This window comes from Patescibacteria group bacterium, assembly GCA_018817085.1.
Taxonomy (GTDB): Bacteria; Patescibacteriota; WWE3; order CG2-30-40-12; family CG2-30-40-12; genus CG2-30-40-12.
The window spans coordinates 1-17,227 of the sequence record JAHIUT010000002.1; the positions used below are offsets into that span (position 1 = coordinate 1).

Consider the following 17,227-nt stretch of genomic DNA (forward strand, 5'->3'; position numbering starts at 1 on the left):
AAAAACTCGCGAGCAGGCAAGCTCCCGCGCTTTTTCTTTATGTTGGACATAGTGGGAAGAAGACACCTTAACCACTCTTTTTCTTTTATAAAACCTAAATAACATATAAACCAGAATACCATATTTTATAAAACCACTCGTACCTTCTTGCTCTTCGGATTTGGTTTGGGTATTATACAACTATGCAACCGTTAGCGGATAGAATAAGACCCACAAATCTTTCCGATTTTGTTGGTCAAAAACACATCCTTTCTAAACAGAGTCTTTTATACAAAGCCATAAAATCGGGCAATATTTTCCCCATAATATTTTGGGGCCCGCCCGGCTCGGGCAAAACTACCTTAGCCCGAATTATAGCAAATGAGACAAAAGCAAAATTTTTGGAGTTCTCCGCCGTAAATACAAAAACAGCCGAATTAAAAAAGATTTTTGAAGACCTGCGAAAGAATAAATCGGACGGAAAAACCATAATATTCATAGACGAAATCCACCGCTTTAATAAACTTCAACAAGACTCTTTCCTTCCTTATGTTGAGAGAGGGGATATTCTCCTTATTGGCGCCACAACTGAAAACCCTAGTTTTGAAATAATACCCCCCCTTCTTTCACGAACAAGAGTATTTACGCTAAAAAGTTTATCCCAAGACGAACTAAAAAAAATAATAGAAACGGCCTTAAAAGATAATGAGAGGGGGTTAGGACGATTTGCCGTTAAAATGGACGCGGACGCTATTGACCTTTTAATTGCAGGTTCAAACGGAGATTCCCGCGTCCTTCTGAACGCGTTTGAAATCGCTGTAATAAACGCCCCTAAAATAAACAAAAGAACAGTGGTAACAAAGGAACTTATAAAAGAGGCGTTCCAAAAACGGTTTCTTATGTACGATAAAGCGGGCGACGAACATTACAACACTATTTCCGCTTTTATAAAAAGTATGCGCGCAAGCAATATAAATTCCGCTTTATATTATCTAGCGAGGATGGTAGAGGTTGGCGAAGACCCACTTTTTATTGCCCGAAGAATGGTTATCTTTGCTTCAGAGGATATAGGAATGGCGCAACCCACCGCTCTTGTTGTGGCAAACGAGGTTTTTAACGCTTGCGAAAAAATAGGGTATCCTGAATGCCAAATAAATCTGGCTCACGGTACCGTTTATTTGGCAAACGCTAAAAAAAGCAGAGCTTCTTATAACGGATATTTTAAAGCTTTGGAGGATGTTCAAAAATACGGCAATCTTCCAATACCTTTTGAGATATTAAACGCTCCCACAAAACTAATGAAGGAACTAGGGTACGGTAATAACTACAATCCCTACACCAAAAAAGACCTGCTTCCAGATAAATTAAAGGGAAGAGAATACTTTACTTAGCCGAGCCGCCGAGTTTCTCTATTTTTTTAAGCGCGGGTTTGGAATAAACAAACCCAACAAAATTTAGTTTCTTGGCAAATTTGCCATTGCCCAAAATTTTTATCCCGTCTTTTTCTATATTCTTGTACCCATCTTTTCTCAAAAATTCCACCGTAATCTTTGCGTTGTCTTCAAATTTATTAAAAAACTCCACATTCAAAACCGAATATTTCTTCTGGGTTGGGTTTCTAAAACCGCCCATTTGGGGAAGCCTTTTAACAAGAGGCAATTGCCCCCCTTCAAACCAAGGCTTTACTTTTCCCCTTCCTCTACTCTTCTGACCTTTTTGACCCTTCCCTACCGTATGCGCTCCTTTACCACTTCCAACACCTCGTCCTATACGTTTGCCTTTTTTTCTATTTCCTTTTATCCTAACTAAATTATTAAGCTCCATTTATTTGGTAAACTTTCCTCTTAAACTACTCCCCGAAACCAATTTCTTTAAAGCCATTAATGTGGCATAAGCGCAAACCTCTTTATTGCTACTCCCTATAATTTTAGCAGATAGGTTTTTTATACCCGCAAGTTCGGCAACAGGTCTCACCGCGCCCCCCGCAATGATCCCCGCTCCTTCGGGAGCCGGTTTTAACAAAACCGTAACACTCTTAAATTTAGCGCTAACTTCGTGCGGTATGGTACCCTCGCTAAGCTCTATTTTAACAGTATTGCCCCTTGCCAACGCCACTCCCTTCTTAATAGCGGAGTTAACATCTTTAGCTCTCCCTTTGCCAATTCCAACCCCCATATTTTCGTCTCCCGCAAGAACCAAAGCTGTAAAAGAAATACTATTACCGCCTTTAGTCTTTTTGGAAACTCTCTTAATTTGCAATACTTCTTCTTTAAAATTTGTAATCAAAACTGTATACCCCCTTTCCTAATACCTTCAGAAAGATTTTTAACAACCCCATGATATTTATACCCGCCCCTATCAAAAACCGCTTTCTTAACACCCTTTTTAAGCAACCTTTTTCCAAACTTCTCTCCAAACTCAAAAGATTTGTTCTTAACGCTAAAACCTGCCACTAGAGTTTTGGAATTGCTATCGTCTATAGCTTGCGCGTATATAAATTTGTTGGACCTAAAAACACTTAATCTAGGTTTGTCGGGCAATCCTGCAACCTTTGCCCTTATTCTAGCTTTTCGTCGGTCTATTGGTTTTTTATATCTTTTAACTTTGTTCATAAAAATTACACGCCAACTTTACCCGCTTTACCCGCTTTTCTCTTAACTATCTCGCCTTGATATCTTATGCCTTTGCCTTTGTAAGGTTCCGGTTTTCTGACCTTTCTAATATTTGCCGCCACCTGCCCCACCAAAGTTTTGTCTATTCCTAAAACAATTATTGTAGTCTGGTCAGGAACATTTAAAATTATGCCTTGCGGAGGAGTAATTACCACAGGATGTGAAAAACCTATTAACAGGGTAACATTTTCTCCCGTCTTAGACGCCCGAAACCCTACCCCAACTAATTCCAAAGTTTTTGAAAACCCTTCCGAAACCCCCGTTACCATATTAGCAATTAAAGCTCTATATGTTCCCCATAATGCTTGGGCCTCAGGGGTATCCGCTTTTTTTGTTACCTCTAAAACTCCTTCCTTGATTACTATACCCAATTCTTTTGGAACTGTGAGAAAATTTTCACCTTTCTGTCCCACCACTTTAACCACAGCTCCCTCTAAAGTTGTTTTCACACTATCTGGTATTAAAATTGGTAGTTTTCCTATTCTAGACATATCTTTTACCAAATCTCGCAAATAATTTCTCCGCCTAGTTTTCTTTTTCTTGCTTCCAAGTTGCTCATTAAACCACGGGATGTTGAGATAACAGACACCCCAAGTCCCCCCAAAACCTGTCTTATATCTTTATATCCTACATAAACTCTCCTGCCCGATTTGGATACCCGTCTTAAACCCATTACCGCCGGTTTGTCGTTTGCATAAGAAAGCTCCACATTTAAATACTTAAATTTTTCCTTTTCTTTTTTAAACACTTTAAAATCATTAATAAATTCCAGTTTCTTTAAAACCGTGCATAGCTCTTTAACCGCGGAAGAGTTGGGTACCTCAATATTAGTTTTACCGCGCATATATGCGTTTTTAATCTGCGACAAAAAATTTGATATGGTATCTTTATTCATAATTTTCAGGAACTAGATTTTTTAACTCCTGGGAGTTCCCCTTGATGAGCAAGCTCCCTAAAACAAATTCTGCAAATTCCGAATTTTCGTATAAAACCGCGGGGACGCCCGCAAAGCTGGCATCTGTTATACTCTCTGACTTTAAATTTAGGTTTTGCTTTTTGTTTTATAATTAAACATTTCTTTGCCATAATATTTTAATCTCTAAACGGAAACCCCAATACTTTTAAAAGCTTATAACCCGTTTCGTTATCTTGGGCAGTCGTAACCAAAGTAATTTGAAAATTCTTAACTTTATCTACCTTGTTTGCGTCAATTTCAGAAAAAACTGTGTGGTCGTTTATTCCCAAAGTATAATTTCCATTTTTATCAAAAGCCTTTCTGGAAAGACCTCTAAAATCGCGCAGTCGTGGCAAAACAATTTTAGTTAATTTTTCATAAAAATCCCACATTCTCTTACCTCGCAATGTTACCGAAAGACCCACAATATCCCCCTGCCTTATCTTAAAACCCGCTATGGATTTCTTGGCGGGACGAGTAGTAGGCATTTGACCCGTTATTAAAGATATGTCTTTTTTTGCGGACGCCATAAAATTTTTATCGTCTTTAAAATTTCCCAAACCCATATTAACCATAATCTTCAGAAGTTTGGGGGCGGCCATAACATTTCTTATCCCAAATTCTTTGGATACTAAATTTATTTTTTCCGTTAAAACTTCTTTCTTCATATTCTAAAAAGCCTCCTTACACTTTTTGCATTGTCTTAACTTCTTTCCCGCAGACATAAAATAACCTACTCTTGTTGGTTTAGAACATTTAGGACAAATTAATTTAACCCGAGAAACAGGTATCTTTTTTGTTATTTCAACAATACCCCCCTTGCTCTGGTCTTTTTGCTTTAAATGTTTCTTAACAACATTAACCTTTGCAACGATAACACTATTAAGTTTAGGAAAGGATTTTTCAACAACGCTTTCCTTGCCTTTCTCTTTGCCGTATATAATTTTTACCTTATCCCCTTTTCTTATTCGCATATTTTGTATTCCTAACAATACAGCCATATAACCATTAAACCATTTTCCTTCCTCCCCCCTACCAAACTTCACCCGCTTGCGAAACAATTTTCATAAATCCGCTGTCTCTAAGTTCTCTGCAAACAGGCCCAAAAATTCTGGACCCCACAGGGTTTTTATCCTTGTCCACAACAACTGCCGCGTTATCGTCAAACCTGATATAACTACCATCTATACGACGGACCTCCTTCCTTGTCCTAACTATTACCGCCTTAACTATACTATGGTCTTTAACAATACTGTTAGGAACCGCGCCTATAACCGCGCAAGTTATTATATCCCCAAGAGAAGCAAATCTTCTTTTTGAAGACCCGGGAATCCCAATACATTGCACTCTTTTAGCCCCGCTATTATCGGCTGAATTTAGATAAGTTCCCGCTTGAATCATAGTACCTCCAAAACGCGCCACTTTTTATCTTTGCTTAAAGGGCGACAAGACTCTATTTTAACAAAATCTCCTTCTTTCACTTTAATTTTTTCAGGTATGTGCGCTTTAAAAGTACTCGTACTCTTTACCCGCTTTTGATATAAGGAATGAGTTTTTACCATATCTACCACAACCGTAACCGTTTTTTGCATCTTCGCGCTTTTTACTTTTCCGACAAACGATTTTTTAGCCATTTTTTAAAATCTCCTTTTCTTTAATAATAGTTAACATCCGCGAAACATCGCCTCTGCCCTTTTTTAGTTTAGAGGTATCCTTTAGCTTACCTAAACTAGCCTCATAAGTCAATTTAGACAACTCTTTCAGAGCTTCCGCAAGTTTTTTGTTGAGTTCTCCGATTTCTAATTTTCTAAGTTCTTTAACATCCATAATTAATTCTCCAAAATGAAGCGAGTTTTCACAGCCAATTTACTTGAGGCTCTTGCAAAAGCTTCCCTTGCTAAAACCTCCGAAACACCCGCCAACTCAAAAATAATTTTTCCCTTTCTAACAACGCACCCGTAATGAGATACTATTCCTTTACCTCCGCCCATTCTTGTTTCGTTAGGCTTTTTGGTAATAGGTTTATCCGCAAAAGCCCTAATCCATAATTTCCCGCTTCTTTTTGTGTGGTGGGCTATAGCTTTTCTCGCCGCTTCAATTTGCGCCACTGATAAAATTCCAGAACTTTCCGCCTTTAGGGCAAATTTTCCAAAAGAAACTGTGGACCCTCTCACAGCGGGACCTTTAATAAAAGCGCCCACCATATGTCTTCTAAATTTTGTTTTCTTAGGCATTAACATAATAGTATAAATTCAAAAGTTTTATAAATTTGAATTTGGAATTTGATTTGTTATTTGAGTTTTGTCATTTGAATTTCATTTAACTTCCCCCTTATAAATCCAAACTTTTACTCCTATATTCCCGTAAGTTGTAAAGGCGGCTTTTTGACCATAATCAATATCCGCGCGCAAGGTCTGCAAAGGGACAGAACCGGAAACCCTGGTATCCGTCCGTCCAATGGAACTGGGTCCGCTCAAAACTCCCGAACAAGTTATTTTTATGCCTTTTGCCCCTTTTCCCATAGCCTTCTCAATCGCCCCCACCATAGCTCGCTTGTACGGAAACCTTTTCTCTATTTGACGGCATATCCCTTCGGCTACTAAACTTGCCGAAGTCTCATAATCTTTAATCGTTTCAACCACAAGCTCCACCTTAGACTTGGTAATTTTAGAAAGCTCATCCCTCAAAACCGTTGTGCCAGACCCCCCTCTTCCAATAACCACACCCGGTCTTGACACAAAAACGGTTATTTTAAGAGCGGAAATAGATCTATCCAACTCAATCCTACTTAAACCCGCCGAGGCGAGTTTATTTTTTAAAAACAATCTAACTTTTTTGTCTTCCAGAACATTTTTTACCCGCTCTTTTCCTTCCGCATACCAATGCGCTTTCCAGTCTTTGGTAATGCCCATTCTAAATCCTTCCGGATGCATCTTATTTCCCATTTTTTTTCACCTTTCCTTTCTTAGAACTTAAGGACAAAACCTTTTTGGATTCTGAATCCGAGGATTCTATATCCTTGAGTTTAGGTTTGGTCTCAACTTCAACCAAACCTTCTAATTTCATAGTTACATTAGTAGTCCTTTTCATAATTTTGTGATGCCCCCCTCTAGACACAAATCTACCCCTCTTTAAAGTAGTTCCAGGTCCTATTAATAATTCCTTTATATAAATAGTTTCTTCTTTTAGTCCCTTCGTTTTAGCATTCGTCTTTGCCGATTCCAGCAATTTCAAAAGCGGACCTGCCGCTTTTTTTTCGGCAAATTTTAATATTCTTTTAGCGGAGATATAATTCTGGTTCCGTAAAACCCTAGCAACCAACATCACTTTCCGCGGAGACATTCTTAAATTATTTAATTTAGCGCTTACCATATTATTTTCCATATTGTTTATCAGCAGGTTTAGAAAACCCTTTTTTGCTATGTCCTTTAAACACTCGCGTAGGAGAAAACTCTCCAAGTTTGTGCCCTACCATAGATTCGGTTACAAAAACCGGCGTAAATATTTTTCCATTATGCACTTCAAAATTAAGTCCCACCATTTCGGGAGTTATGGTACTCCTCCTTGACCATGTTTTTATAGGTTTACCGCCGTTACCTTTAGCTACCGTAACCTTTAACAATAGTTTCTTGTCCACAAAAACACCTTTTTTTAAACTTCTACTCATTTTTTCCTCCTTCTTTGTAAAATATATTTACTGGTCTGCTTTCTTCTTCTTGTTTTTTTACCTTTAGCCGGTTGTCCCCAAGGACTTACAGGAGATTTTCTACCTACTCCGGTAGTGCTGTAAGAACCGCCATGCGGGTGTTTGTAAGGCATAGCCACTCCTCGCACGGTAGGACGAATCCCCAAATGTATTTTCCTTCCAGCCTTGCCCATTTTAACATTTTTAAGGTCTTCATTTGTAAGCGCGCCAATAGTGGCAAAACAGCGGGATAATATCTTCCTGATTTCTCGGCTTGGGAATTTTAGAGTGGTGAATTTATCGTCCGCAGACATAATAACCGCCCCACATCCTGCCGCTCTAACCAATTGACCCCCTCGGCCAGGATATATTTCTATATTATGCACAAAAGTTCCAATTGGAATGTTTCTTAAAGGCATAGCATTGCCCACTTTAATCTCAACCTTTTCCCCAGATTCCACTACATCTCCTTTTTTAAGACCTTGCGGAGCCAAAATATACCTCTTTTCCCCATCCGCGTAGTGCAATAGAGCAATATTAGGCCCATGCGTTGGGTCATATTCTAAAGCAAATACTTTGGCAGGAATATCTTTTTTATTCCTCTTAAAATCTATAATTCTCAAAAACTTTTTCGCGCCCCTCATTTTATGACGGGTGCTGATTCTGCCTTTGCTTCGCCCCGCAGGACCGTGTAAAGGTACAATTAAAGATTTTTCAGGTCTTTTTTTATCCACCTCATAAATTACATCGCTTCTTAATCTACGACTGGATGTTGTTGGACGACTTCTTTTCAAACTCATTTCTTTTTATTCCTTTCCTTAACCTCAAAAATCTCTATTTTTTGACCTTTCTTTACTTCCACCACCGCTTTTTTAATGGGGCTCTTTCGGTAATTATGCTTCCTGTTAACCATACTTCTTTTTTGTTTCGCGGCGGTTTTAAGAGTTCTAACGCTCACCACTTCAACCCCAAAAATCTCCTCCACCACATTTCTTATACTGCCTTTGGTAGATTTTAATCCCACTTCAAACAAATATTTGCCTTCAGATGCAAGTTTCATAGATTTTTCTGTGATTATTGGTCTTTTGACTATTGTTGTATATTTCATTTTAAAAATGTGTCGTAAATAATATCCAAACTAGGTTTAACAATAATTAAAGTATCCAAACTTAAAACATAAAAAGCGTTAAGTTCGCAAGCAGGTTTTACAAAAATATCTTTTATGTTCCTTGCAGACTTATTTATTTTATCGTCCCCTCCTTTTGGAATCACCAAACCTACTTTGCCTAAAATTTCCAAATCTTTTAGCAAGCCCGCCATTTTTTTAGCGCTGTAAGTATTAAATTTCAAATCTTCCAGCACAATAATTTTATTTCCGCGGGCTTTATCGGAAAGGACGGAAAAAAGAGCGGAAGTCCTCATTTTTTGGGGCATTTTAAGCGACCAATCTTTAGGTTTAGGTCCATGCGCAACGCCCCCGTGAACCCATATCGGAGACCTAATAGAACCGTGCCTTGCTCTGCCAGTGCCTTTTTGCTTCCACGGTTTTACGCCGCCCCCCGACACTTCGGCGCGAGTTTTTGTTTTAGCCGTTCCCCTCCTTTGGTTTGCTAAATAAACACGAACATATTGTGAAACGAGGTTTTCATTAAAATCGCAACCAAAGACCTCCTTTTTAAGGCTAATTTCGCCAACCTTTTCTTTTTTAGTGTTATAGATATCAACTTTCATTATTAAACTTTAGTAAAACTTTACCATTTCTAGCCCCAGGCACAGGTCCCGAGATTGCCACAATATTTTTTTCTTTATCAAAAGAAACTATTTTAAATCCTTTAACCGTAACCCTCTCATTACCAAATCTCCCCGCCATCCTTTTGCCTTTATAAACTCTGCCCGGCGTAGTTCCCGCCCCTATGGAACCGGGGGCGCGGTGCCTGTCGGATTGACCGTGAGTTGCGGGGCCTCCGTGAAAGCCGTGTCTTTTTACAACACCGGAAAACCCTCTACCTTTAGAAAATCCCGTTATTGTAACGGGATTCCCCACCCCAAAAACCGTTTCTTTAACTTCGTCAATAATCTTTATTAAAGTAACAGGAACCACTTTTCCCGTGTCCTCAAAAACCTGGCTCATTTCAATTTTTTTTCCATTTATTACAACCATTATTTGCAAAACTGTTCGTCAAAAAGTAAGCGCCTTGTTTCGGCGCTTAAATCACCTAAAATCCTTCGCCTAGGCCTTTCTTTTAAAAGTTTTTAAGCCGAGATTTCAATCCCTACACCTGAAGGCAGACTTAAATGAGATAATTGGTCTATGGTGCTGACCGTAGGCTCCAAAATGTCAATTAACCGCACATGCGTTCGCACTTCAAAATGTTCCCCCGACCTTTTATCTATATGCGGACCGCTTATAACGGTTATCTTTTCCATTTTTGTGGGCAGGGGAACAGGCCCCGCCACTTTAGCCCCTGTCCTTATTGCCGTGTCAACGATTTTAGAAGTGCTCTCATCAACAACTTTTGTGTCATACCCTTTTATTCTTACCCTAATCTTTCCTTTAGCCATTTTTTTTATAATATCTTTGACACAACTCCGCAACCAACGGTGCTTCCGCCTTCTCGTATAGCGAAACGCAGGCCTTCCTCTATAGCAACTGGAGTTATAAGTTCCACCACCATTTTTACATTATCTCCCGGCATTACCATCTCAACACCTTCTGGAAGAGTAACATCTCCCGTAACATCAGTTGTTCTGATATAAAATTGAGGTTTGTACCCGCTAAAAAACGGCGTATGCCTACCGCCTTCTTCTTTAGAAAGGATATATACTTCCGCCTCAAATTTGGTTAATGGCTTAACACTTCCGGGTTGGGCCAAAACTTGACCACGCTCCACTTGGTCCCTTTCCACACCTCTTAACAAAACTCCCACATTATCCCCAGCCAACCCTTCTTGAAGAGATTTTTTGAACATCTCAACGCCGGTAACCACAGTTTTGCGAGTATCCTTAATGCCCACTATCTCTATTTCCTCATTAACCTTAACCTTTCCTCTTTCAATTCTCCCTGTTACAACCGTTCCCCTACCCTTAATGGAAAACACATCTTCAACCGGCATCAAGAAAGGCTTGTCTAGCTCTCTTACCGGAGTTGGAATATATTCATCCACCGCTTTCATAAGGTCAGTAATGCTTTGGACAGCGTCTTTATCCCCTTCCACCGCTTTAAGAGCGGAACCTCTTATTACCGGAACTTTGTCTCCGGGGAATCCATATTTTGTTAAAAGTTCTCTAACTTCAACTTCAACCAAATCCAAAAGCTCCTTATCGGAAACCATATCGGTTTTATTCATATAAACAACTATCGCCGGAACATTTACCTGACGCGCAAGCAAAATATGCTCTCTTGTTTGAGGCATTGGTCCATCTGGGGCGGACACTACCAAAATAGCGCCGTCCATTTGAGCCGCGCCGGTAATCATATTTTTTATATAATCTCGGTGTCCGGGAGCGTCTATATGCGCGTAGTGCCTACTTTCCGTTTCGTACTCAACATGAGTGATATTAATCGTAATACCTCTTGCTCTTTCTTCAGGAGCCTTGTCTATATTCTCATAAGGGGTATATTGGGCTAATCCTTTCTCCGCCAAGACCTTAGTAATAGCGGCGGTAAGGGTAGTCTTACCATGGTCAACATGACCTATTGTTCCCACATTAACATGTGGTTTTGTTCTTTGAAACTCTGCCATAATTAAACCTTTCTGCTTATACAGCCTAATACCATAACGCGTCTGTTTATAGTATTAAGACATTAAGCGAGATAATTATAACTAAATGTACTATTAAATCAATAGCTTTTATTAGACTACCTTTATTATCAACAATTATAGGGATTATGTCAACAATATCTTTTGATAGAATATTTAGCGGGTAACGAATATTATTTCTGTTAATTTGCCCCTTGACACCGACTATATGGTCGGTATAATCGGGGTATGAATAAAATAAATGAGTTGACAGACCGACAAAAAGAGGTCCTCGGGGCTATTTATAGCTCTTTAAAAGATTCAGGTTATCCTCCTACTCTTGCTGATCTTCGGGAAAAGTTAAAGGTGGTTTCTAATCAAACAGTCTTAGATCTTCTAAAATTGTTAGAAGAAAAGGGGTATATTAAAAAAGAGGATGGTGCCGCTCGAGGATTAAAGATTTTAAAAAAAGGTTTTGAATCGCTTGGAGCAAAACCAATCTTACCGATTGTTGGGATAACCGCAGCAGGTCCTTATACAGAAGCCTTTGAAAACTTAGAGTGGAAAAGTTGGGCTGGTACTAAAATGGCAGACGATGTTTTTATTGTAAAAATACGCGGGGATTCAATGATTGGCGCGGGGTATGATAATGGGGATAATGTATTAGTCCAAGAAGCGAAAGAATTTAAAAACGGAGATATTGTTCTTGCCAGAAGTAACGATGGAACAACCATTAAAAGATTGGTTCACGATAATGGGAAGGTTTATTTAAAGCCAGAAAATCAGAAATACAAAAATATTCCAATTTATCCAGATACAAGATTATTAGGTAAAATTATAGGTAAAGTTAAGGAGGAGAGAGGAGTATAACTATGCAAAAGCCCTATTACGAAAAACCTAAATTCAAACTCTATCAAGCGAATTGTCTAGATTTATTAGCTGAACTTCCCGAAAATTCTGTTGATATGGTTTTTGCCGATCCACCTTATCTTCTTTCAAATGGTGGTTTTACTGTTCACGCTGGACGACGCGTTAGTGTCAACAAAGGTGAGTGGGATAAAAGCAATGGATTGAAAAAAGATTTTGAATTTCATCTTGAATGGATACGAGCTGTGAAGCGTATTCTAAAACCGCACGGTACGATTTGGATCAGTGGAACTTATCACTCTATTTACCAATGTGGATTTGCGCTTCAAGTTGCCGGGTTTCATGTTCTTAATGATATTGCATGGTTTAAACCAAACGCATCGCCGAATTTGAGCTGTCGTTTTTTTACTGCCAGCCACGAGACACTCGTCTGGGCAAGAAAAGATAAAAAAGCAAAACACACTTTCAATTACAATTTAATGAAAAACGGCATTTGGCCAGAGGACGCCTTAAAAAAACCCGGACTCCAAATGCGATCAGTTTGGTCAATTTGTACACCAAAAACAATTGAAAAGAAATTTGGAAAGCACCCAACGCAAAAGCCAGAGGATTTGTTAAAAAGGGTTGTTCTTGCGAGTACAAACAAGGGCGATTTAATTTTAGATCCTTTCACTGGAAGCTCCACAACAGGTGTCGTTGCATATCTCTTCGGACGACAATTCCTCGGTGTTGATACCGATTCAAAATTTTTGGATTTATCAATAAAACGGTTTGAAGAACTAGATCGCAATTTGAAAAATAAACTTATCAAATAATTATGAAAATAGTAACGCGGGCTACGGCCATAAAAAATTTAAAAAAGTGTGTCAGGCAAGATTTGCGCGCTTTGGCTTTGAAATACGGTATTACGACATACGAAACAGGTAAGCAGAACAAGGGCTGGAAAGGGCTTGTTTTGGAACGATTGGCTGGACTTCAAACTAATGTATCAAAAGCACCAAACGGGCTTTCTTACGAATTAAAATCGGTTGCCTTTCATTTTGTAAAAAAGGAACTTGTACCAAAAGAAACAATGGCAATAACGATGATAAATCCAGCAGAATTGAAGGCCCATTCATTTTTTGAAAGTCATTGTTGGGCGAAACTAAAAGCAATCGTCTTTTGTGCCGTGAGATGGAACGGAAAAAATTCAGAAACAGCGGAACTGATCAAAGTGGCGAGTTTGGATTTTGCCGAGGATGATGAACTGATCAAAGAAATCAAAGCCGATTATGATTTTATCCGAGAGAAGTTGATAAAACACGGCTTTGAAAGTTTGACAGGCAGGGGCGGTAAGTGGATACAAGCAAGAACGCTTTCAGAAAACGACCGGAGAGATTATGCAGAAAAAATGAATAGACTAACACGGGGACTTGCTATTTGGATCCCAGATGAAAAAGTTGTAAAACAAATTATGGGAAGACTGAGTAATAATAAATCTAGACTAGATATTAAACAAATTATTTTACAAATTAGAGAAGATATCCAAAAAAGAAAAAGCGAAGTTTTGGTTTATCAAAAGCTTATTAAGTATTTTAACAACCGTTTTGTTAATGAACTCCGAACCTCGGTCGGAATGGAAATTAAAGATGATAAAAGGAAACTGCAGGAGGAGTTCGTACAAAGCATCCTCCAAGAAGATTTCAGTTATTCTAGGTACGGTTATTACGACTTCCCATTGGGTGATTTCATCAACAGCGTTTATGTGGTAGATATTGTTTTGATTTACAGTATCAACACGGATTGAGCCTGGCAGATTATTGTTTTGAGGTGGAGCTGTAGTTCCTATATTAACCGCAGAAGGTTTGGTTGGATTAACCCAAGAGTTTTTATACATGTTAGTTTTACGAAGATTGTTAATATGAGAGTGGGAGACCTTAGAAATATTTAGGTATTCCCAGTTATTAAAGATTTCGTATTCTCTTCTTAGAATTTCTTTGGTAGCGAGGGAATTTAGCCTCAAATGCAAGCTGTCTGTTTTTTCCAAGAGTTTAACATCGTAGGCTTTGTATGTGAGATTTGGATTATGTCTTACATAGGGTTTTCTAGAGAGTTTTCTTTTCAAAGTGCGGTGGATAAGTTTATGCATTTGGGTTTTCTTGAAGCCGGTGATTTTCTTAAGGTAGAGGAGGATAATTTTTTTATCATGTTTAGCGAGTTTACAATATTTAAATTTGTCTATAGTGGTTTGGATAAAGTTGTATTTTGCCTCAATAGTTTCTATTTCCAGAACTATTTTTTTAGAGGATTTCAAAAACTCTTTAATTTCGGTAATATTATTTAGGCGCGAGTCATCCATAATTACTTCCATATCAAAGGTAATTTTGGGACTTGCGCCTTTCTTTTTCAACCCTTTTCAGTTCACTTTTTCGGTTGTTTTAAGATAGGATTTCGGTTCACTCTTCGTTTGAACAAGACTAACTATTGCTTTCCATATCTGATTTGTATAAAATAAAGACATGTTTGAGGTTTTTATTGTCCTTTTAATAATTTTTTTGCTTTTAATTCTTTCTGGACTTAAAGTTATTAACCAGTACGAACGAGGTATTGTTCTTACGCTTGGTTCGTATTCTTATACCTTGGAACCGGGACTAAAAGTTGTAGTTCCCATTTTTCAAAGACTTATTAAGGTAGATATAAGAATTACTACTTCTGATATTCCTCAACAGGAAGTAATTACTCAAGACAATTTGCCGGTAGGGATTAATGCGGTAGTTTATTTTCAAGTTAAGAAACCCGAAGACGCCATACTTAAAATACAAGATTACGCTTATGCGGTAACGCAATACGCGCAAACAGCTTTAAGAGATGTAATAGGCGGCGTGGAGCTAGACACTTTGCTAACCGAAAGGCAAAAAATTGCCGACGAGATAAAAGCTTTGGTGGACAAAGAAACGGTTGATTGGGGAATAGATGTTACATCCATAAAAATTCAAGATATTGAACTCCCCGCGGATATGAAACGCGCTATGGCAAAACAAGCGGAAGCTGAAAGAGAAAGACGCGCGACTATCATTCGTTCGCAGGGGGAACTTGCCGCTTCCAAAAATTTGCAAGAAGCTATGAAAAAAATGTCGGAATCGGGCGCTATATCTTTGAGAACATTGCAAACTATTGAGGCAACTACAGCAAACCCCGCAAATACCGTTGTTTTTGCTCTTCCTGTAGAGGTTTTAGAAGGATTAAGAAAACTTGGGGCTAAATGATTATTTAATGGCTTCTAGAAATTCTTCCGCCAATTTTCCAGTTTGTTCGGTTTTTTGATAAAACTCTTTCCAAACAACTACAATATTAGCGTCGTTAAAGACAGCTCTTTGGACTTCCCTTATTGTGTCTCCGCCGGCGATGGCTATTAAAGTATTGTAACTTGACCTAACTTTATTTATTTGAAGATAGGGAAGGGGAATTCTTTTATTAAACTCGGTCTCGTCCACGCCCCTATGCAGAATTATCACCGACGGCATTTTTCTAAGTTTTCGCAACACTTTTATTGGTTCTTGTACATTCATCAGGTCAAGCATACTGTCTATTTCGTATTTTATGCAGGACTCAATAAAAGCGTTAATCGTTTCTATGGGGGCGTGACCTAAACCCACGATGGCGTTTGCTCCTGCTTGTTTTGCGATTTTAACTTCGGTTTCTCCTCTGTCCATAACTTTTAAGTCGGCAACAACATACCCGCCCCACCAATTTTTTATATCTTGGATACCCTGCATTCCGTAGGTTTTTATTAAAGGGGTTCCTGCTTCCACCAAAATTCTTTCGTTTTTTGGTAAAGTTTGAATTATGTTAAAGGCTTCTTGAAGACTGTTGTTTAATGCGATTTGAATATATCTTGTTTTTCTGTTAAGCATATCTTTATTTTACCACTTTTTGTATCGTCATTGCGAGGAGGAATGGAATGACGACGAAGCAATCTTAAGGGGTCTATCCCTATTTGACTGAAAATGGTATTATCCATTTTAGATCTTGGCGGTTTGTCTTGCTCTTGCGGGAAAGGAGAATACCCATGTCCGACGAAAGCATTAAGCTCAAGGCGGAATTTGTTTTGGATGAAATCTTTCTCAAAGACATACGGAAGTGTAGGGATGCAGATGACATTTGGCGGGCTTTGGTAGAATTGGGCAATCCCCTCAAAATTAAAAAGAAGGAGATTCCTGCCCTTATCAAGTCCCTAGTCAACCGTTGCTACCTTGTCAGAATTCATTTTTCTAGGAAATATCGTCCGTCCGACTGTATCGGTACACGACTGCCGCCCCCGTCGCCACCTGTGTCGGAGGGGGAATGGGACGCTTCAATGGGGGTTTTAAGGATTCCCGCCAAGAAACCTAGCGGTTTTTGGGGTGGGGGTACCACCTTTGTAGGTATGTCCAAGGGAAAATACGATTAGAGAAGGACTTGCGCGGCGGGGCTGTTTACCAAAGTACCCGCCGCTTTTCTTTTTGCAATGTTATAATCTAAGTATTGCGGGATCTGCTAATGGTAGTCGCCTCAACGGCGACCCGCCGACGAGGCGGGGACAAGGTTTTTAGAAATAAAATGTGGTACTCTTATGTATTGAGGTCAAAAAAGAACGGACGTTTTTATTACGGATCAACTAGTGATCTAAAAAGACGGTTTTTAGAACACAATCAGGGGATCGGGGGTAAATATACTAGGGACAATCGTCCATTTGAATTGGTTTATTATGAAGCTTATTTAAATAACAAAGACGCCAAAAAAGCTGAAGATTTTTATAAATCCGGTTATGGCAGGGAGGTTTTTAAAGGTAAAATTGAGAATTTTTTGAAAGATTGCCCGGTCGTCTAACGGTAGGACCGCAGGCTCTGAACCTGTGTATCGTGGTTCGAATCCATGCCGGGCAGCCACGCACCATTCGGTGCATGGCTTTGCCAGGCAACGAAGGTAAGTGAGGGATATACCGTCTGGTATATCCCAAGTACCAATGAAATTTTATTACGTTTATCTTCTTCAAAGCAAAAATAAAAACTTTTTTTACGTTGGTTTTACCACTGATTTGAAACGCCGTTTTAAAGAACACAATAACAAAGAAGAATTATCAACCAAGCATTATGCCCCTTTTGATTTAATTCATTATGAAGCTTACAAAAATGAAAAAGATGCCAAAAGACGAGAAAAATATTTAAAAACGACCAAAGGCAAAACAACCTTGAGAACAATGCTAAAAGAGTGTTTCAAACAGAGATAATCTCTGGTAGAAATTTTACCTGTCCGCCCTTGGTGGAAAGAACTTTTTATAAATCTCAAATGGCCGCCCTGGTTGTACTCA

General features: G+C 38.9%; 30 protein-coding genes and 1 tRNA gene. 9 read left to right on the top strand and 22 right to left on the bottom strand.

The genetic code is table 11. The annotated features are described in order from the left end of the window. Window positions 1-182: 182 nt before the first annotated feature. Entirely contained in the window at window positions 183-1,370 is a 1,188-nt protein-coding gene (locus KJ678_00020; protein ID MBU1016539.1) for a replication-associated recombination protein A, read from the top strand. Here KJ678_00020 and rplO read toward each other — a convergent pair. The 21 genes from rplO to tuf form a co-directional block, all read right to left on the bottom strand. Then, on the bottom strand, window positions 1,363-1,803 hold the full coding sequence (rplO, locus tag KJ678_00025) for a 50S ribosomal protein L15 (GenBank protein MBU1016540.1): 441 nt from the start codon (window positions 1,801-1,803) through the stop codon (window positions 1,363-1,365). The two genes, KJ678_00020 and rplO, sit on opposite strands and share 8 nt — an antisense overlap. Continuing rightward, window positions 1,804-2,265, bottom strand: coding sequence for a 30S ribosomal protein S5 (locus KJ678_00030; protein ID MBU1016541.1), 462 nt, complete (start codon window positions 2,263-2,265; stop codon window positions 1,804-1,806). It lies immediately after the preceding gene. After that, the gene (gene rplR, locus KJ678_00035) at window positions 2,262-2,591 is read right to left on the bottom strand and encodes a 50S ribosomal protein L18 (protein ID MBU1016542.1); all 330 of its coding nucleotides are present in this window, start codon (window positions 2,589-2,591) and stop codon (window positions 2,262-2,264) included. Before rplR ends, KJ678_00030 begins: the two co-directional genes overlap by 4 nt. 5 nt (window positions 2,592-2,596) lie before the next feature. Further along, a complete protein-coding gene (rplF, locus tag KJ678_00040) occupies window positions 2,597-3,142 on the bottom strand; it encodes a 50S ribosomal protein L6 (GenBank protein MBU1016543.1) in 546 nt (181 codons plus the stop codon). A 5-nt stretch (window positions 3,143-3,147) separates the two neighbouring features. Then, window positions 3,148-3,546, bottom strand: a complete 399-nt coding sequence (rpsH, locus tag KJ678_00045) for a 30S ribosomal protein S8 (protein ID MBU1016544.1) — start codon at window positions 3,544-3,546, stop codon at window positions 3,148-3,150. A gap of 5 nt (window positions 3,547-3,551) precedes the next feature. After that, complete coding sequence (locus KJ678_00050; protein MBU1016545.1) at window positions 3,552-3,737, bottom strand: type Z 30S ribosomal protein S14; 186 nt, start codon at window positions 3,735-3,737, stop codon at window positions 3,552-3,554. Between the two features lie 6 nt (window positions 3,738-3,743). Next, window positions 3,744-4,274: a 50S ribosomal protein L5 gene (rplE, locus tag KJ678_00055; GenBank protein ID MBU1016546.1), complete on the bottom strand. Its 531-nt coding sequence runs from the start codon at window positions 4,272-4,274 to the stop codon at window positions 3,744-3,746. Window positions 4,275-4,277: 3 nt separating this feature from the next. After that, window positions 4,278-4,580: a 50S ribosomal protein L24 gene (gene rplX, locus KJ678_00060; GenBank protein ID MBU1016547.1), complete on the bottom strand. Its 303-nt coding sequence runs from the start codon at window positions 4,578-4,580 to the stop codon at window positions 4,278-4,280. Between the two features lie 58 nt (window positions 4,581-4,638). Further along, window positions 4,639-5,007, bottom strand: a complete 369-nt coding sequence (gene rplN, locus KJ678_00065) for a 50S ribosomal protein L14 (GenBank protein ID MBU1016548.1) — start codon at window positions 5,005-5,007, stop codon at window positions 4,639-4,641. After that, window positions 5,004-5,240: a 30S ribosomal protein S17 gene (rpsQ, locus tag KJ678_00070; GenBank protein MBU1016549.1), complete on the bottom strand. Its 237-nt coding sequence runs from the start codon at window positions 5,238-5,240 to the stop codon at window positions 5,004-5,006. The genes rplN and rpsQ overlap by 4 nt, the downstream gene beginning before the upstream one ends. Beyond that, a complete protein-coding gene (rpmC, locus tag KJ678_00075) occupies window positions 5,233-5,433 on the bottom strand; it encodes a 50S ribosomal protein L29 (GenBank protein MBU1016550.1) in 201 nt (66 codons plus the stop codon). Before rpmC ends, rpsQ begins: the two co-directional genes overlap by 8 nt. A gap of 2 nt (window positions 5,434-5,435) precedes the next feature. Next, on the bottom strand, window positions 5,436-5,846 hold the full coding sequence (rplP, locus tag KJ678_00080; GenBank protein ID MBU1016551.1) for a 50S ribosomal protein L16: 411 nt from the start codon (window positions 5,844-5,846) through the stop codon (window positions 5,436-5,438). 75 nt (window positions 5,847-5,921) lie between these two features. After that, on the bottom strand, window positions 5,922-6,551 hold the full coding sequence (rpsC, locus tag KJ678_00085) for a 30S ribosomal protein S3 (GenBank protein MBU1016552.1): 630 nt from the start codon (window positions 6,549-6,551) through the stop codon (window positions 5,922-5,924). After that, window positions 6,541-6,990, bottom strand: a complete 450-nt coding sequence (locus KJ678_00090; GenBank protein ID MBU1016553.1) for an uL22 family ribosomal protein — start codon at window positions 6,988-6,990, stop codon at window positions 6,541-6,543. Before KJ678_00090 ends, rpsC begins: the two co-directional genes overlap by 11 nt. Further along, window positions 6,980-7,273: a 30S ribosomal protein S19 gene (rpsS, locus tag KJ678_00095; GenBank protein MBU1016554.1), complete on the bottom strand. Its 294-nt coding sequence runs from the start codon at window positions 7,271-7,273 to the stop codon at window positions 6,980-6,982. The genes KJ678_00090 and rpsS overlap by 11 nt, the downstream gene beginning before the upstream one ends. After that, window positions 7,270-8,091 carry a 50S ribosomal protein L2 gene (gene rplB, locus KJ678_00100; protein ID MBU1016555.1) on the bottom strand — a complete coding sequence of 274 codons (822 nt, stop codon included), beginning with the start codon at window positions 8,089-8,091 and terminating at the stop codon, window positions 7,270-7,272. Before rplB ends, rpsS begins: the two co-directional genes overlap by 4 nt. Beyond that, a complete protein-coding gene (rplW, locus tag KJ678_00105; GenBank protein MBU1016556.1) occupies window positions 8,088-8,399 on the bottom strand; it encodes a 50S ribosomal protein L23 in 312 nt (103 codons plus the stop codon). The genes rplB and rplW overlap by 4 nt, the downstream gene beginning before the upstream one ends. Beyond that, window positions 8,396-9,025 (bottom strand): 50S ribosomal protein L4, encoded by a 630-nt coding sequence (rplD, locus tag KJ678_00110; protein MBU1016557.1) that lies wholly within the window; start codon window positions 9,023-9,025, stop codon window positions 8,396-8,398. The genes rplW and rplD overlap by 4 nt, the downstream gene beginning before the upstream one ends. Beyond that, window positions 9,012-9,452 carry a 50S ribosomal protein L3 gene (gene rplC, locus KJ678_00115; GenBank protein MBU1016558.1) on the bottom strand — a complete coding sequence of 147 codons (441 nt, stop codon included), beginning with the start codon at window positions 9,450-9,452 and terminating at the stop codon, window positions 9,012-9,014. The genes rplD and rplC overlap by 14 nt, the downstream gene beginning before the upstream one ends. Before the next feature lie 92 nt (window positions 9,453-9,544). After that, window positions 9,545-9,853 (bottom strand): 30S ribosomal protein S10, encoded by a 309-nt coding sequence (gene rpsJ / locus KJ678_00120; GenBank protein MBU1016559.1) that lies wholly within the window; start codon window positions 9,851-9,853, stop codon window positions 9,545-9,547. A 5-nt stretch (window positions 9,854-9,858) separates the two neighbouring features. After that, window positions 9,859-11,034, bottom strand: coding sequence for an elongation factor Tu (tuf, locus tag KJ678_00125; GenBank protein MBU1016560.1), 1,176 nt, complete (start codon window positions 11,032-11,034; stop codon window positions 9,859-9,861). Between the two features lie 246 nt (window positions 11,035-11,280). On the opposite strand from tuf, the gene lexA reads away from it, so the two are divergent. The 4 genes from lexA (at window position 11,281) to KJ678_00145 (ending at window position 15,143) form a co-directional block, all read left to right on the top strand. Next, window positions 11,281-11,901: a transcriptional repressor LexA gene (gene lexA / locus KJ678_00130; GenBank protein ID MBU1016561.1), complete on the top strand. Its 621-nt coding sequence runs from the start codon at window positions 11,281-11,283 to the stop codon at window positions 11,899-11,901. A 2-nt stretch (window positions 11,902-11,903) separates the two neighbouring features. Further along, window positions 11,904-12,713, top strand: coding sequence for a site-specific DNA-methyltransferase (locus tag KJ678_00135; protein ID MBU1016562.1), 810 nt, complete (start codon window positions 11,904-11,906; stop codon window positions 12,711-12,713). 2 nt (window positions 12,714-12,715) lie between these two features. Then, window positions 12,716-13,684, top strand: coding sequence for a hypothetical protein (locus tag KJ678_00140; protein ID MBU1016563.1), 969 nt, complete (start codon window positions 12,716-12,718; stop codon window positions 13,682-13,684). 712 nt (window positions 13,685-14,396) lie between these two features. Next, a complete protein-coding gene (locus tag KJ678_00145) occupies window positions 14,397-15,143 on the top strand; it encodes a slipin family protein (GenBank protein ID MBU1016564.1) in 747 nt (248 codons plus the stop codon). Here the strand turns inward: KJ678_00145 and KJ678_00150 are convergent, their stop codons facing one another. Next, the gene (locus tag KJ678_00150) at window positions 15,144-15,791 is read right to left on the bottom strand and encodes an orotidine 5'-phosphate decarboxylase (protein MBU1016565.1); all 648 of its coding nucleotides are present in this window, start codon (window positions 15,789-15,791) and stop codon (window positions 15,144-15,146) included. It lies immediately after the preceding gene. A gap of 155 nt (window positions 15,792-15,946) precedes the next feature. Between KJ678_00150 and KJ678_00155 the strand changes: the two genes are divergently transcribed. The 4 genes from KJ678_00155 (at window position 15,947) to KJ678_00170 (ending at window position 17,146) form a co-directional block, all read left to right on the top strand. Beyond that, complete coding sequence (locus KJ678_00155) at window positions 15,947-16,327, top strand: hypothetical protein (GenBank protein MBU1016566.1); 381 nt, start codon at window positions 15,947-15,949, stop codon at window positions 16,325-16,327. A 149-nt stretch (window positions 16,328-16,476) separates the two neighbouring features. After that, window positions 16,477-16,746 carry a GIY-YIG nuclease family protein gene (locus KJ678_00160; protein MBU1016567.1) on the top strand — a complete coding sequence of 90 codons (270 nt, stop codon included), beginning with the start codon at window positions 16,477-16,479 and terminating at the stop codon, window positions 16,744-16,746. After that, window positions 16,732-16,805 (top strand) — tRNA-Gln (locus KJ678_00165). The genes KJ678_00160 and KJ678_00165 overlap by 15 nt, the downstream gene beginning before the upstream one ends. 77 nt (window positions 16,806-16,882) lie before the next feature. Then, window positions 16,883-17,146, top strand: a complete 264-nt coding sequence (locus tag KJ678_00170; GenBank protein ID MBU1016568.1) for a GIY-YIG nuclease family protein — start codon at window positions 16,883-16,885, stop codon at window positions 17,144-17,146. The last annotated feature ends 81 nt before the right edge of the window (window positions 17,147-17,227 follow it).